This is a genomic window from Mobiluncus mulieris ATCC 35243 (assembly GCF_000160615.1).
GTDB classification, from domain to species: domain Bacteria; phylum Actinomycetota; class Actinomycetes; order Actinomycetales; family Actinomycetaceae; genus Mobiluncus; species Mobiluncus mulieris.
On the sequence record NZ_GG668519.1, the window covers coordinates 158,050 to 172,646 of the forward strand.

Below are 14,597 nucleotides of genomic sequence, written 5' to 3' on the forward strand. Positions count from 1 at the left end.
CGTGTCGACCGGCTCGGCTACCCCTTTCGATGCCGCCGGGTTGCACAGCGGAGCCGGACGAGTACTGTCACTGCGGATGCGACCCATGAGCCTATTCGAGCGGGGAATTGTCGAATCTAGCGTCAGTTTCGGGAAGCTCCTCATGAACCCGAAGCAACAGATTACCGGTCACACAGACTTCGACCTGGCGAATTACTGCCGCGCTATCGCTCGTAGCGGGTTTCCTGGAATCACGGAAAAACCGGCCGAAGTCACCCAAGAGTTGCTCGATTCGTACCTGCGCCTGATTGCCGACCGGGATTTACCGGACTACGGGGCAACTGTGCGCCGCCCCGAGGCTTTACGTCGTCCCCTTGGCACTATTGGGCGCGTGACGGCGGCGGGAGTGTACTGTGGAGTAAATCAAGCCAAAAAAAGTGTGTCCGCAATCCAAACAAACACTAGCGCTGCAAGAGGCTGCCAATCTGGTTGGCGACGAAACGCGACACCGCGCCCAATCCGCCAGCAATAGTGTAGGACACACTCGGATGAGCCCGCACGAAGGCCGCTAAACTGGGGTTTAACTGGTTCGGCGCGGTCAACAAAATCCCTTTGCCTGCCGCGTAGGCATAGCCCGCGCCGGCCAGGCCATCGGCAAACACCGTGCCGGAAGCCACCAAGTATCCGCCATTCCCAGCACCGAAATTCTCGGCCAACCGGGTCGCGGTCTCATAGCGATTCGCCCCCACAATCCCCTGAGCGGATTCCATGACCGCACCCAGCCCGAAATCCCCACTGGCTCTAAGCGCGGCATAGGATCGTCCGCCCACCGCCCACAAGCGGAGCTTTCCGCCCAGCTTAGCCACACTGTTCCCCAGGGAAGACAGGGCTTGACGGGTCGCCGGAGGAATCGACTGACCCCTCGTGAACAGAATCACCCCGTGACGCGCGGCGACCACCGGACCGGCCGCAATCGCGTCGGGAATATTGGGATCACTGGTAGCGTCCACCAGAAACACGTCCAAATCTTTCAAAGGCACTGAAACAGACGATTTGGCATAGTTCAAACCAACGGCTAGTTCGGCCACCCGAGCGGCCGTCGCAAAGCGATCCGCGCCCGACAGAGGTTCCACACTCACCCCGACACTGGCCAAATCCTGAACCTGCGCCGGGTTCAAAGCCACCCCGCCGCCAACCACGTATACCTGTTTGCGCCCCGAGGTCTTGATGGCATCCACCACTTCGGATTCCACCGCGCCACTATTGCCCATCGACAGCAGAATCGTCGCGCCGCGCGCGCCCACCAAAGCCGCTGAGCTCAGGGCGTCGGGGGCTTTAGTACCCGTGGTCAACACTACGGCATCCCCACTGCCCCCACTCGCCCCGTGCAGCGCCAACGCAGTTGTCACACGGTTCGCCCCCGAAATCCGTTCCAAACGTGATTCAAAGGGATATTCCACAACATTCATAGTGACCTGTCCCAGCCGCACCTGGGCGATATCCTGGAGCCATCCCGCCAGCGGCAAGACTGAACCGAAATAAGCCGCCTCGGCATTACCCCCAATCAAAGTACCCACAACCTGGCCATTTACCACCAGCGGCCCGCCGGAATCCCCATGTTCCGTAGTAACCCCAGGCCATTGGACTTTGTAGCTCAACTGGCCAGTGGCTTGCGCACCGGAACAGTTCGCGGTAAACCGCGAGGGGTCTTCTTTACCGACCACCGTGAAACAACTGGATACAATCCGCTGTTGGGTATTTTGCAAGACGTTTCCGCTGCCGCCCCATCCGTATTCAATACCCACATCGCCGATTCGAGGCTGGCCTTGCGCCAGTCGTGCCGGGGTTACCCCCGCCGCCGGGTCTTTGAGGTGCAGCAAGGCCGCGTCGAACTCGGGGTGAACCTTGTAGTCGTCTACTGGGGCAGAACCAATCCGTTTCGACCCAAAAGAAATATTGATATAGCGGGGGGTTTTCGCAGTGCAATGCTTCGCGGTCAACACCCAAGACGGATCAACCAGGATTCCGGTGCAAATCGAACCAGTGTTGTCATAGTTGGTAATGGAAATATAGGACAACCAGTCGGTGCCGCCCCCGGTGGCGGTGGTGCCACCGCCTATCATAAGTTCGCCGTTTTCCAAAGTGAGCATGGCACGGTTCGCAGCGGCTTCATGAGGTGCTTGCCCGGATTCACCCGTAGTTTCACTGGCGGCCGTGGTGGCAATCTGGGGGGCGTACAGGGGTTCATAGCCGCCGGCTGGAGCACTGCTGGCGTTAACCCCGAATCCTCCGAAAGCCACCAGGCTGGCTGTCATTATCCATCCGATGCGACCTAGTTTCGTGGTCATGTTCTTTCCCCTTTTTCACCGTTTACTCACTAAGTCTAGCAAGTCTCAGCCCTCGCAGTGTCCGCTTCCAGACATACCTAGACTCGTTCTCCACATTGCACAGCAACTCATGAAGCCGCAACCGCTGGGCGCAGCACCCAAGTCGGCTTCACCCGTATCGCCGTATCGCCCACCCGAGGTGTCACTAAAGCTATGACTTGACCAGCTTCGTCCAGCGCCGCCGCGAGCGGCTGGTTGTTATTGTATAACGCCGGGGACGGGGACGGCAGGGTGACGGTTTGTCCATACCCCAGTGCCCGCGCCTGTGTTTCGTCTAACTCTAAGGTGGGGAACAGCGCTTTCACCGCCGCATCCAAAGGAATAATGGAAATTATGCCCTGCGTTGCGACTTCCTCGCCAAGCTCAGCTAGGTTGCGTGCCGCCTCCAGTCCATAGTTCCCCACTCGGGTGCGGCGCAATGCGGTCAAGTGTGCCCCGGTGCCAAGGTCTCGCCCCAGGTCGCGAGCCAGGGCGCGGATATAGGTTCCCGCCGAGCATTCCACGGCGATATCCACGTCCGCCACCGTCACGCGCCCCCCATCAGCTGCGGCTAGTGCCGCCCCTCCCCCAGTTGCCCCGGGGTTTTCTCCGCCCGGGTTTCTCGGGGTCGTCTCTTGCGCCGCGCGGCCGATGCTTACGTCGATTTCATGAGGTGCCAACCCGGATTCCAGCTCCAGGCGAGAAATCGTGACTGGCCGGGATTTCAGTTTCACGTCCTGGCCTTGGCGGGCGAGCGCATACGCCCGTTGACCCGCCACTTTGATGGCGGAAAAACTAGAAGGCACCTGGTGAATCGCTCCCCGGTATGCCCCTAATGAATCCGCCAAAACCGAACCGGTCAATCCGCCCGCCCCTGCTGCGCCCACCACGGTGCCCGCAGCGTCGTCGGTGTCAGTAGACACCCCGAAACGCACCCGCGCCACATAAGCCTTGTCGGAGGAACCCAAGTATTGCAACAGTTTCGTGGCCTTACCCAAGGCGAAAATCAGCAAGCCCGTCGCCATCGGATCCAAAGTCCCGGCGTAGCCGACTTTTTTTTGTCCCGCTATGCGGCGCACCCGGGAGAGCACTTGGTTAGAGGTCAAGCCCTGGGGTTTATCCACCACCAGCAAGCCCGCCCCACAGTCTGCGCCGCGCGGCAACTCGCCCGGATTGGGAGGCAGAAAATCAACTGCCGCGTTCATTCTGCTTCGCTGTTACGCGGTTTTTTGTACGGGTCAGCCTCGCCAGCATAGGTCTTGCCTTTGCGTGCCGCCAGTTGAGCATCGGCTTGTTGCGCGGCCGCCAAAGCATTCTCTACCGCCGCCGCCTGGGCGGGCAGCGGGTCGGGGCAAAACTCCAGGGTGGGGGTCAGTCTGGTGCCCAGATTCTTTCCCACCCGGGAACGAATCACCCCTTTGGCAGAGGCCAGCGCAGCGGCGCTCGCGTTTTGGGCGGAGTCATTGCCGTAGGCAGTGTAGTACACCTTGGCATGTTGTAAATCCCCCGTGACCTCAACCGAGGTTACGGTGACGAATCCGAGACGCGGGTCTTTAATCGAGCCGTTATTCAACATGCTGGCTACCGTCGTCATGATATTCGCCGCGACTTTTTCGCGTCGGGTTTCATCCATGATTACCTCCTAAACCAGACTAGTTACGCGGAATTTCCTTCATCTCCCAGGTTTCGATACGGTCGCCAACCTGAATGTCTTTAAAGTCCAAGCCAATACCGCATTCGAATCCCTCGCGAACCTCGGTGACATCGTCTTTCTCGCGGCGCAGCGAGTGAATCGACAGCTCCTGGTTGACCACGACACCTTCACGCACCAAGCGGGCTTTCGTGCCGCGTTTGATGGTGCCAGATTTGACGATACAACCCGCGATATTGCCGAACTTCGAGGACTTGAAGACCTGGAGGATTTCGGCCGAACCCAAATCGTGTTCCTCGTAGATGGGTTTCAACATACCTTTCAAAGAATTCTCGACATCCTCGATGACCTGGTAAATCACCGAGTAGAACTTCATGTCTACGCCCTGGGCATCGGCGTATTCCGCGACGCGTTCGGCCGGGCGCACATTGAAACCAATAATCACGGCATTATCCACTGTCGCCAAATTCACATCGTTTTGGGTAATAGCACCCACGCCACGGTGAATAATCCGCAAGCCCACTTCGTCACCCACGTCAATCTTCAACAGGGAATCTTCCAGGGCTTCCACGGAGCCGGACACATCACCCTTGATAATCAGGTTCAACATGTCGACCTTGCCAGCCTTTAGCGCTTCGTCGAAGGACTCCAGGGTGACCCGCTTACGACGCTTGGCCAACAGTGCCGCCCGTTCCACTGCCGCGCGTTTATCCGCAATCTGTCGGGCAGTACGGTCGTCCTCGGCCACCAGGAAAGAATCGCCCGCGCGGGGCACCGAGGTGAGACCCAGTACCTGTACGGGAGTAGACGGCCCGGCTTCATCCACATTCTGGCCGCGCTCATTAAACATGGCTCGCACCCGCCCATAGGCGGTACCAGCCACAATCGCATCCCCGACCCGCAGGGTGCCACGCTGTACCAGCACAGTGGCCACCGCGCCGCGTCCTTTGTCCAGATTCGCTTCAATCGCCACCCCACGAGCCGGCGCATCCGGGTTGGCTTTCAGTTCCAGCACCGCGTCAGCCGTCAACAGCACCGCATCTAGCAGTTCCGTAATCCCCTGGCGTTGCTTGGCTGAAATCTCGACGAACATGGTGTCTCCGCCGTATTCTTCCGGCAGCACGCCATACTCGCTCATCTGGGCTTTTACTTTGTCAGGATTGGCTTCGGGCTTGTCGATTTTATTAACCGCCACCACAATCGGCACCTCGGCGGCTTTCGCGTGGTTAATCGCCTCGACTGTCTGGGGCATCACCCCGTCATCGGCGGCCACCACGATAATCGCAATATCCGTGACTTCCGCACCGCGCGCCCGCATCGCGGTGAAGGCCTCGTGACCAGGGGTGTCGATAAAAGTAATCCGGCGTCCCTTGTCAGCCTTTTTCAAAGTAACCTGATAGGCACCAATATGCTGGGTAATCCCACCGTATTCGCCTTCAACCACATCAGTATTACGAATCGCATCCAGTAACTTGGTTTTACCGTGGTCGACATGCCCCATCACGGTGACCACGGGAGGACGTGTCTCAAGGGAATCAATATCATCGAGTTCCTCGGCCTCTAAGTCAATGTCGAAAGACTCCAGGATGTCACGATCTTCATCCTCGGGGGACACAATTGTAATGTCATAGCCCAGTTCCGTGCCCAACAGCTTAAAGGTGTCTTCATCCAAGGACTGATTAGCGGTGGCCATCTCGCCCATGTGGAACAAGACCGTGACCAGCGCAGCGGGGTTCACATGTATCTTTTCTGCGAAATCAGCCAAAGATGCCCCGGAGCGAATCCGGATTTCCTCACCGTTACCCTTAGGAATGGAAACCCCACCGATTACGGGTGCGCTTTGCTCTTCGATTTCTTGGCGTTTCTCGCGGCGCGCCTTGGACTTCTTGGATTTGCCGCGCCCGAAAGCCCCCTGGGTGGAGCCGCGTCCCCCTCGACCCCGGTTGGTAGGAGGAGCTGCAAAGTTACGCTGGGAATCACCGCCGTGTCCGCCGCGACCCCCACGTCCGGGGTGGCTGGGGGCATTGCCCTGTCCGTCGCCAGCCCCACGCGCGTGATCACCAGGTTTGGGTCGGGCTCCCCCCGAGGCAGGTCGGGGCATGCCCTGTGCCGAAGCAAAGGGATTGTTCCCGGGACGCCCGCGCCTAGAGCCGGGTTTGACTCCCCCCGTGCCTCCCGGACGGGGCATTCCCTGTGAAGAGGCGAAGGGGTTGTTTCCGGGACGAACTTGACCAGGTTTAGGCATGCGGGCTCCCGGTTTGGGAATTGCACGTCCCGGGGCGCTCGTGTTGGGAGCGGTGGGTTTCGCACTCGGAGTGGGTACCGGAGCCGTCGGGGTTGTTTCGATTGGGGTGGCGGCGCGCGGAGTTGACTCTGGGGTTTTTTCGACAGCTTCAGCTTCCACGCTCGGGGTTTCACCGACTTCATGAGGGGCTTCCCGCTTGGGCTCGCTCGCCCCCTCATCACGGACTTCCTCGGTTTCCACAGTATCGACCGCAGTAGTGTCCGTCATAGCCGGAGCTACTGTCGGTTTCTTAGTAATATCCGCTGCTGCTTTTTCTGCCGCTTTCGCTGCTTTCTTAGCAGCTTCCGGACTGAATTTACCCAGCTTCTTTTCTTCGAAATGCTTGGTTATTTTCTTAACCACCGGGCTTTCTACCACGGAGGACGCCGATTTAACGAACTCCCCCGCGTCCTTCAAGACATCAAGCATCGTCTTAGAATCAGTCCCGAGCTTTTTTGCAAGCTCATGCACGCGCATTCGTGCCACGTTTCTCCTTGTCCTTCACCGGTCTGCCCGGTAAAAGACAGACCCTCAATCGTTGGTACTCATCGGGTACTCATCGGGTGCCCAACATCTTCCAACCCGCTTCCTTAGGTCATTGCGAAACGCCCCGAAGCTCGTGCTTTTGGTGGAACGTTTCTATCGGATGATACTCATAGCGCCTCATGAACCCAACAGGAGCGAGGCCAAAAAAGCGCCGGAAACAGTATACCTAACTTAACGCGCAGTAACTAACCCGCCCAAAAGCACAGCTTCCCCGCCGCAAAGCGACGAGGACAGCCGGGCTAGTACTATAAACCGATGCGCCGCTTATTATGCTGAAGTCGCACCAACCTCAGAATCCGAATGGATATCGATGCCCCAACCCGTCAACCGGGAAGCCAGGCGGGCGTTTTGACCTTCTTTACCGATAGCCAAGGACTGTTGGAAATCGGGCACCACCACCCGCGCCAAACGACGATCTTCATCCAAAACTCGAACCGAGACGACTTTCGCGGGGCTCAACGCATTAGCAATGAACTCTACCGGATTATCAGACCAATCAATAATGTCGATTTTCTCGCCGTTCAACTCGTTCATCACCGCTCGTACCCTAGAGCCATTCGGACCAATACAAGCCCCCTTCGGGTTCATACCTTTTTCTAGGGCTCGCACCGCTATCTTGGTGCGGTGACCCGGTTCGCGCGCCACCGATTCGATAACCACCAGCCCCTTTTCAATTTCGGGAACCTCGCGATTAAACAGGCCCTGCACCAAACCGGGATGGGTGCGGGAAAGCTCGATATGCGGGCCTTTCATACCCCTCGCCGCGCTCAAAACATAGACACGAATCCGCTCTCCATCGCGGAAATGTTCACCCGGAGCCTGTTCGGCGGGGGGAATAACTCCCTCGATATCCCCCAGGTCTACCGCAATGAACTTCGGGTCTCGAGCTGCAACGACGACCCCGGACACTACCTGGCCGATGCGTTCCTTAAAATCCCCCAAGACTTGCTTGTCTTCTTCCTCTTGGAATCGTTGGATAATCACCGATTTAACAGTGGCGGCAGCGGTACGCCCAAAATCCTCGGGGGTAACTTCGACATCACCCAAAGCATTACCCTCTTCGTCGAGTTCAGTCACCCACACTTTGACTTCTCCAGTTTTACGGTCAACCTCGACACGAGCCGGTGCTTTGACCCCCGACTGGTTGCGGTAAGCCTTTAACAAGGCCTCCTCTACTGTGGCCACGAGCGATTCAAAATCCATGCCTTTTTCCGCCTCTACCAGGCGCAAGGCAGTCATGTCGATTTGCATTCTTTCCCTCCGTATTAACTTTTTCGATTATTTTTCCGGCCGGTTTTCACGGATTTTTTCGGCGCATTGCCAGTTCCGAATAAAACCACTGTCCGAGCTGATTGTAATGCACTGAAGGAAATAGTTTCCTGTTTTCCGTCTTCTTCCCAGGTAAAATCAGTTTCCCCAGCGGCCAGAATTCTCCCCACACGTTTCTGACCCGCCACCGTAATCTCTGCGTCACGCCCCACCGCCCGAACAAACAGACGCGGATTATCCAAGGCGTGTTCCGCCCCCAGTGTGGAAACCTCGAGATTGTACTTACCTTCCACCGGGTCAGCACTGTCCATAAGTCGCGAAATTTCTTGACTGGCTGCCTCGAGGCGTTCAAAACCGATTTCGCCGCTACCCGCCGGTAAATCCAGGAAAATCTCTACCTGGCGGGAATTCTTCGAGCCCTTGACACAAACCTTTTCCAAGAACAAACCCAGCTGGGTCACTGTGGGAGCCAACAATTGGGATACCTCAGCGGCAATATCCACATTTCCAGTATTTTCACTGTTTTCTGTCATCAGTTTTCCTTTCCGCTACCTCATTCCATTCCGTGGTTCGCCGCGACGATGACAACATGTGAAACAATGGAACCATGTTTTCTTGCCACCGCGACTCGCGCCGCCCTACCACTAGTCTATGGGTTACGTTCGTTGTCACCGCGTTATGTCTAGGTGGCTGTGCCTTGCGTTTAGACACTCCCCCCGACAACCTGCCCCGTCTAAATCCAGGGCAGGCCGGGATTTCAGCAGTAACCCGTTTCGATACGGCAATCAGCACTGGGGCGGATGCCATCGCGCAAGACGCGGGACAACCCCAGGGAGTGCGCGCTGCCGCTGGCCAAGTTAGAGACCAGGCCGAACAACGTCTCGCTGCCCTGGGCGGGGTGTGGAACCCCTGGCCACAAGGTACACCCTCCGGGGCACAGCCCGGCCCCACCCCGATGACTCCCCCGGCTAATCTCGCGGATTTAGTGCAAATGCTGGTAGACAACGCCGCCACCGCCTGTCGCGGTGCCGATGCTGCCCCTGCTGGGCAAACAGCCACCCTGCTGACGGCCGTATGCGCGGCAAACCGAATGGACGCTAATACCCTGGCTAGCGCAGCAGGCATCCAGGTTCCACCCCAGTCCGCAACGGTCAGCGCACAAAATAGAGCCACGAATTCCGACAAGCCCCTCATGAAAATCGAAGACCGTGACCTGATAGAGAAACTCGAGGCGGCGCAATCCTCTCTAGACTACGCCAGATACCGCCACGAAACAGCAGCGGCGTTTTTGACTGGATATAACCGGACGTGGGCCTTGAGTCGAGCCGAGAAACTCTCTTGGGAGGTTCAAGAACTGGTAAATCTGGGGGCGAAAGATTCACGTGGTGCCCAGTATGCCCTGGATTTTCCCGCTCTCAAGGACACCAAAAACGCGATTCACCTCGTGAACCAGGCGGATGCGGACGCTTTCGCCGCAGAGCTCAACGTGATTGCGGCGCTGCCACCCACCGGGAAAAACGAACCCGAACGGCGATCCACCTGGATTGATGCCGCCATGGCTTCGACTCAATCCCAACGACGTTTCGGGATTAGCCCGGCACAGATTTTCTCACAACTATGGCCTTGACTAACCGAAAGTAGTTTTCAGACTCGCGCTAGCCTTGGCGCGCATCGGCACCTCGGTCAGACTGCTAATCAAAGGCAAAGCAATCGGCACGTTCCCCACCGCTGCAAGCTCCAATTCCACGCGGGTCGGGAACGTGCGAAACCCCGTTATGGCGATGCTTTTCAGCCCCGGGGTCAACCTTGAATCGACGCGGTCGAGGTATGCCACCGCCCGACGGCGCGCTCCGGCTTGGTCAATCGGAATCGGGGCACCCTCAACCAAACCCTGTTCGTAATAGACAGCATCGTCGACCTCCGCCACCGCCAAAGACACCGTCTGGTCAGCCAAACGCTGCAAACGCCGCTGTTCCAGATATATTCCCGAAACACTCATCGTCATCAAAACAATGACACAAAGCAGCACACAAGTCCCTAGCCCCAACAGTAAAACCCGCCCGTCTTCCTCTTGCTTAACCCGGGTAATTATTTTCGTTCGTTTCATGAGGTGATATTTAAGCACCATGCTCTCCCCATTGAATCGGATGGACACAACTAAGGTTAATGTCGCTAGGAAACATTCCCGCCGCCAACGCCCCCACCACCGGAAGGGGCACCTTTAGGTTCACTTCCACCACCCCCCTCGAACCAGCATCAGGACAAGTTGTGGTTTCACAGCGTAACGAGAAACTCACGCCCTCCACGGGCAACCCCTGGTCGGCAACCGCCAGCTTAGTTGCCAGTTGAGCAGCTGGCATCCCGGTATGGGGATGCTCCGTGAGAATCCGGGCACTGGCCGCTGCTCCCGCCTCGGCGGCATAGATACCAGCCTGGATTTGGGAAAACACCACCAGCAGGTAAACCAGGGGAACCAGCAACCCCAAGACTACTGCCACGAATTCAATGGTGGCTTCCCCGGATTCATCGCGCCAATGTAACCGCCCAGGCTTTTGGGATTTAGACAACCTCGCTCCCCTACGCTGCCGGGATTGGGGCAAGCACCTCATGAAACCGAACCTCACGGAGCCACCTCCACAGCCGCATGACCCACCACCTGGAAAGAACCGAAACCAAAGAAACCCAAAACCGGCAACGGAGCCGACACCGACACTTGCAGGGCATCCACCGGCGCGCTGCCAAACTGGTTCGACACAGTAGTGAGGTTTACCCGCGAGACCTCGACGTTTTGCACATAGTCACGACCCACCGTAGAAGCCAATACTTCCCGCACGGTTTCCTCGGCCACTTCGGGAGGAGCCCCGACCACTGCGGCCGCATGTGCCCCGGCAGAAGCCGCGTCAATCAGCGTTGTTTTCACCCACATAGATAGCGCCAGTTGCAACACCCCCAAGACCAAGAACATCACCAGAGGCACCACCAAAGCGAAACTGACCGGCTCAGAGCCCCTTTCACACTTGAGAATCCGACGTGGCGCGACGGCCGTACTGGATGCAAATACTACGGGAGTCATAGAGAAATTACATGCCCGAAACCGAGGTAATCGCATTGTTGAAAAGCGCGGTTAAAGCCGGCAGAGCCACAGCAGACAAAGCCACCACTAAACCAGCGGTCATCAGGGTTACCATTACCCAGCCCGGCACATCCCCATCGGCTTGCCGCCAACGAGAGCGATCCGAGGCCATCTGGTTCTTCAGAACCCTCCAGGTCTGCTGCGAGGCTAGGTAAATATTCCGAATTTTTGTGATTATTTTCATAGTTACCTCTTTCTGTTCTGTTATCGGTTACTAGCTTTAAAAGACTTCAAGAAAGTATGGCAGTACGGGGCGGTAGAGTTTTTAGTCACCCCGAAGGATTTAGCCGCCACCCGTCATTTGCAACGCCACCAAGCCAGGGTAAAGTGCGAAAACCACTGTCAGGGGCAGAATCAGGAACACCACCGGAATCATCATCCAAACTTCCTTTTTACCGCCTTGGGCGAGTAACTGGTTTCGGGCAGCCGAGCGGGAATCCGCCACCTGTTCGCGCAACACTTGCGCCAAAGGGGAGCCCCTTTCCAAGGCCGAAACCACCGCATCCACCAGGTGGGATAGAACCTCGGATTCAGTGCGGGTGCGCCAGGATGTCAGGCTCATGGACAGCGCTTCGCCCTGTTTGAGTTCGGCCATCAACCGGGTCAGTTCCTCGCCGGTTACCTGGGTGCAGCGACTGGCCACGCGTTCTAACGCCATGTACAGCGATTCGCCAGCTCCCACCGCTAAGGCAAGCAGTTCGATGGCATCGGGCAGTTCCTGGTTGAGCTGCATTTGACGTTGTTTGGCTCCAGCACTGAGACGATAATCGGGGTACACAACTCCCATCAAAGGAAATACCAAGATAGCGAAAATAGCGGCGAGCGGGTTGAGGGTATGCGCCGCTGCCCCCAGAATAGTCAACAGCAACGCGGCGATTCCCATCCAGATGGCTCCAAGTTTTTGGCGACGCCGGATTTCCGACAACGTGGTTTTAGAACCCGCCAGCACAATGCGTCGCCGCACCGATTCGTCACTGGAAACCAAGCCCAGCTCGCGCAGGGATGCCAGACGGTGAGGGATTCTCGTTGGCGATTCCCCATTAAGATATGGCTTCAACCGCCACATCGGGAACACTCCCGGGATATTTCGTGGTACCGACACCACCAGGATTGCCAAACCCAGACAAGCCACAGCCAAGGCAGCGCAGCTGGCGGTGATAAAAATATTTCCCGGCATGGCTTCCCCTTAGTTTCCCATCATTCGCGGTGCCCGGTTAAGGCGACCGAAACGAAGCATCAATAGATACGCCACCACCGAGACAACCGCCCCGCTAGTCAAGATGACACTGCCCGTGGGAGTGGCATAGATTTCAAGGGTCTGGTCTTTAGCCAGCAGCATGGCCAAAATCAGCCAGGGCGCAACAGCCGCTAACCTTGCCCCAGTTACTGTCCAGGATTGGCGGGCGAGAATCTCGGCGCGGGTACGTTCCTCGGCTCGAATCATCGACCCGAGGTCTTCAAGCAGCGCCACCAGGTCATTGCCACCTACCTGAGCCGCCAGCCGCAAGGCCTCAATGATACGGTCAGCTACCGGGTCAGCCAGTTCGTTTTTCAGCATAGCAAGGGAGCCGTCAAGGTTGCCCCGCGCGTGGTAGTCCAAGACGAAGTGCGCAAATGGTGCTTGGAGGGACGGGGGAACACTAGTGGCAACTTTTGTTAGGGTCTCTCCCAGACTCATTCCCGCTCGCACCCCCGAAATTAGATTATCCACCACGTGTGGCCAGGCTTTGCCTCGGGCATTCTGGATTTTGCTGCGTTTCACATTCAAGCTCAAGTACGGAGTAAATGCCGCCAAAAGCCCGCCTAAGACTGCTACTACCCCTAGTTTCACGACAATCATCAGGGCAAGGCTGCATCCCAACGCACATCCAGCCGAGATTAGTAAAAAACGTGGCATGCTCAGGTTTTTACCCGCTGCCTGGCTCCACGAGTTGAAACGACGCTGTTGGCGTTGCCACCAATCATCGAGGTTTGCCCAGTTGGAAGCCGGTCGCATCGGCATGGTTTTGTGCCAAATCACCAGGTACAGGCCAATTCCCACCAAGATTACCGGCACAATATCCCCAGCGTAGTCAGACGCGAAAAAAGCGGTATTTTCAAGCATCTTGAGGCTCCACAAGAGTTGACAGGTAACGGGCTCGCGAGCCGAAGGCGGCTTCAAAGTCAAAGGTGGCGCTTTGGGCAGTCCAGGCTATGTTTCGGGGAACAGCTGACGCGTCGTCCGGTGTTGAGCTTGCTATGCCAGTCAGGTTTTCCAAATCCGCCGGGTTTGGCCGATAGAGAGACACGCCCCCAATCTGGCCGTTTTCTACGCTGCGATCGAGAGCGACGATTTCACTAACCGCCCGGCTGCCTTGCCAGGTGCCCCGCAGCTGCACTACCAAGTCGATAGCGTTGGCTACCGTGGGAACCACGAAGGCGGCAGTCACGTTTTCTCCGGCTAAGAGTGGCAAAGTCGTCAGCTTCATCAGGGCAGCTCGCGCTGTATTGGCGTGGATAGTTGACATTCCGGGAATGCCACAGTTCAAAGCAATCAGCATGTCTAGGCTCTCCGCCCCGCGTACCTCCCCGATAATCAGTCGGTCAGGTCGCATTCGCAGGCTTTCTTTCACTAGGTCACGCAAGGTTATCTCGCCATGTCCCTCCATTGAGGCGTTGCGAGTTTGCATGGCGACACAGTCGGCTGATTTTAGGTTTAGCTCCAAGACTTCTTCGCAAGTCACAACCCGTTGATTGCTTGGGATTTCCCCGCAAAGCGCCCGTACTGTCGTGGTTTTCCCCGCCTGGGTGGGGCCAGATACCAAAATATTCAGCCCAATTTTGACCGCTTCTTTCAAGAAAAGCGCCACGGAGCTCGGAATCAACCCCAGTTTTACCAAGTCGGTAATCCGTCGGGCTTTGGCGTGATGTTTACGAATGTTTATCGACCAGTTCGCAGTAACCGGTGGTATCACCACGTGCAGCCGCTCTCCGGTAGCCAAAGTGGCATCCACACATGGATTGGCGTAATCCAGATGCCTGCCACTGGAACGCAACATCCGTTCGACTAGAGATTCCACTTCCTTCTCGCTGAGCAAAAGATTCGTCAACTCGGCTCTGCCATTTCGTGAACAAAATATTTCCGTGGGACTGTTTAGCCAGATTTCCTCAACCTCTGCGTCATCCAGTAGTGGCTGAATCGCACCGTACATCGCATCACCTTTATCACTCCACTAAATATGCGGGTTCATGAGTTGCTTCCCGATATTTCTTGCTTAGTTTCAGTTAGATTTAACTTGGAACAGAGATTAAAACCAAGCATTCTTTAAGCATTTTCTAAGCTTTTACCCACGAAATACCCAGGTATCCAGTAGTGTTGCCACCTTTTGC

General features: G+C 56.9%; 15 protein-coding genes. 2 read left to right on the forward strand and 13 right to left on the reverse strand.

Annotated elements, in window-relative coordinates:
* Position 1 precedes the first annotated feature (1 nt).
* On the forward strand, positions 2 to 511 hold the full coding sequence (locus HMPREF0577_RS11830; RefSeq protein ID WP_004012788.1) for an ATP-binding protein: 510 nt from the start codon (positions 2 to 4) through the stop codon (positions 509 to 511).
* Here HMPREF0577_RS11830 and HMPREF0577_RS05725 read toward each other — a convergent pair.
* The 6 genes from HMPREF0577_RS05725 to HMPREF0577_RS05750 all read right to left on the reverse strand — a co-directional run bounded on the left by HMPREF0577_RS05725 (position 441) and on the right by HMPREF0577_RS05750 (position 8,628).
* Positions 441 to 2,327 carry a cell wall-binding repeat-containing protein gene (locus HMPREF0577_RS05725; RefSeq protein ID WP_004012789.1) on the reverse strand — a complete coding sequence of 629 codons (1,887 nt, stop codon included), beginning with the start codon at positions 2,325 to 2,327 and terminating at the stop codon, positions 441 to 443. The genes HMPREF0577_RS11830 and HMPREF0577_RS05725 overlap by 71 nt on opposite strands.
* A 107-nt stretch (positions 2,328 to 2,434) precedes the next feature.
* The gene (gene truB / locus HMPREF0577_RS05730; RefSeq protein WP_004012790.1) at positions 2,435 to 3,550 is read right to left on the reverse strand and encodes a tRNA pseudouridine(55) synthase TruB; all 1,116 of its coding nucleotides are present in this window, start codon (positions 3,548 to 3,550) and stop codon (positions 2,435 to 2,437) included.
* The gene (gene rbfA / locus HMPREF0577_RS05735; RefSeq protein ID WP_004012791.1) at positions 3,547 to 3,978 is read right to left on the reverse strand and encodes a 30S ribosome-binding factor RbfA; all 432 of its coding nucleotides are present in this window, start codon (positions 3,976 to 3,978) and stop codon (positions 3,547 to 3,549) included. The genes truB and rbfA overlap by 4 nt, the downstream gene beginning before the upstream one ends.
* A gap of 19 nt (positions 3,979 to 3,997) precedes the next feature.
* Positions 3,998 to 6,757 carry a translation initiation factor IF-2 gene (gene infB / locus HMPREF0577_RS05740; RefSeq protein ID WP_004012792.1) on the reverse strand — a complete coding sequence of 920 codons (2,760 nt, stop codon included), beginning with the start codon at positions 6,755 to 6,757 and terminating at the stop codon, positions 3,998 to 4,000.
* A gap of 336 nt (positions 6,758 to 7,093) precedes the next feature.
* Positions 7,094 to 8,077 carry a transcription termination factor NusA gene (gene nusA / locus HMPREF0577_RS05745; RefSeq protein WP_004012793.1) on the reverse strand — a complete coding sequence of 328 codons (984 nt, stop codon included), beginning with the start codon at positions 8,075 to 8,077 and terminating at the stop codon, positions 7,094 to 7,096.
* A 14-nt stretch (positions 8,078 to 8,091) separates the two neighbouring features.
* Positions 8,092 to 8,628 (reverse strand): ribosome maturation factor RimP, encoded by a 537-nt coding sequence (locus HMPREF0577_RS05750; RefSeq protein ID WP_004012794.1) that lies wholly within the window; start codon positions 8,626 to 8,628, stop codon positions 8,092 to 8,094.
* A 164-nt stretch (positions 8,629 to 8,792) separates the two neighbouring features.
* On the opposite strand from HMPREF0577_RS05750, the gene HMPREF0577_RS05755 reads away from it, so the two are divergent.
* Positions 8,793 to 9,722, forward strand: coding sequence for a hypothetical protein (locus tag HMPREF0577_RS05755; protein WP_004012796.1), 930 nt, complete (start codon positions 8,793 to 8,795; stop codon positions 9,720 to 9,722).
* Here the strand turns inward: HMPREF0577_RS05755 and HMPREF0577_RS05760 are convergent, their stop codons facing one another.
* From HMPREF0577_RS05760 to HMPREF0577_RS05790, 7 genes are all read right to left on the reverse strand, one after another.
* Positions 9,723 to 10,202, reverse strand: coding sequence for a pilus assembly protein TadG-related protein (locus tag HMPREF0577_RS05760; protein WP_231282821.1), 480 nt, complete (start codon positions 10,200 to 10,202; stop codon positions 9,723 to 9,725).
* 10 nt (positions 10,203 to 10,212) lie between these two features.
* Positions 10,213 to 10,662, reverse strand: a complete 450-nt coding sequence (locus HMPREF0577_RS05765) for a hypothetical protein (protein WP_004015157.1) — start codon at positions 10,660 to 10,662, stop codon at positions 10,213 to 10,215.
* 53 nt (positions 10,663 to 10,715) lie between these two features.
* Positions 10,716 to 11,168, reverse strand: a complete 453-nt coding sequence (locus HMPREF0577_RS05770; RefSeq protein WP_004012799.1) for a TadE/TadG family type IV pilus assembly protein — start codon at positions 11,166 to 11,168, stop codon at positions 10,716 to 10,718.
* Positions 11,169 to 11,175: 7 nt separating this feature from the next.
* Positions 11,176 to 11,412 carry a hypothetical protein gene (locus HMPREF0577_RS05775; RefSeq protein WP_004012800.1) on the reverse strand — a complete coding sequence of 79 codons (237 nt, stop codon included), beginning with the start codon at positions 11,410 to 11,412 and terminating at the stop codon, positions 11,176 to 11,178.
* Positions 11,413 to 11,511: 99 nt separating this feature from the next.
* Positions 11,512 to 12,405 (reverse strand): type II secretion system F family protein, encoded by an 894-nt coding sequence (locus HMPREF0577_RS05780; RefSeq protein ID WP_004012801.1) that lies wholly within the window; start codon positions 12,403 to 12,405, stop codon positions 11,512 to 11,514.
* Between the two features lie 9 nt (positions 12,406 to 12,414).
* The gene (locus tag HMPREF0577_RS05785; protein WP_004012802.1) at positions 12,415 to 13,332 is read right to left on the reverse strand and encodes a type II secretion system F family protein; all 918 of its coding nucleotides are present in this window, start codon (positions 13,330 to 13,332) and stop codon (positions 12,415 to 12,417) included.
* Positions 13,325 to 14,419, reverse strand: coding sequence for a TadA family conjugal transfer-associated ATPase (locus HMPREF0577_RS05790; protein WP_004012803.1), 1,095 nt, complete (start codon positions 14,417 to 14,419; stop codon positions 13,325 to 13,327). The genes HMPREF0577_RS05785 and HMPREF0577_RS05790 overlap by 8 nt, the downstream gene beginning before the upstream one ends.
* Positions 14,420 to 14,597 lie beyond the last annotated feature (178 nt).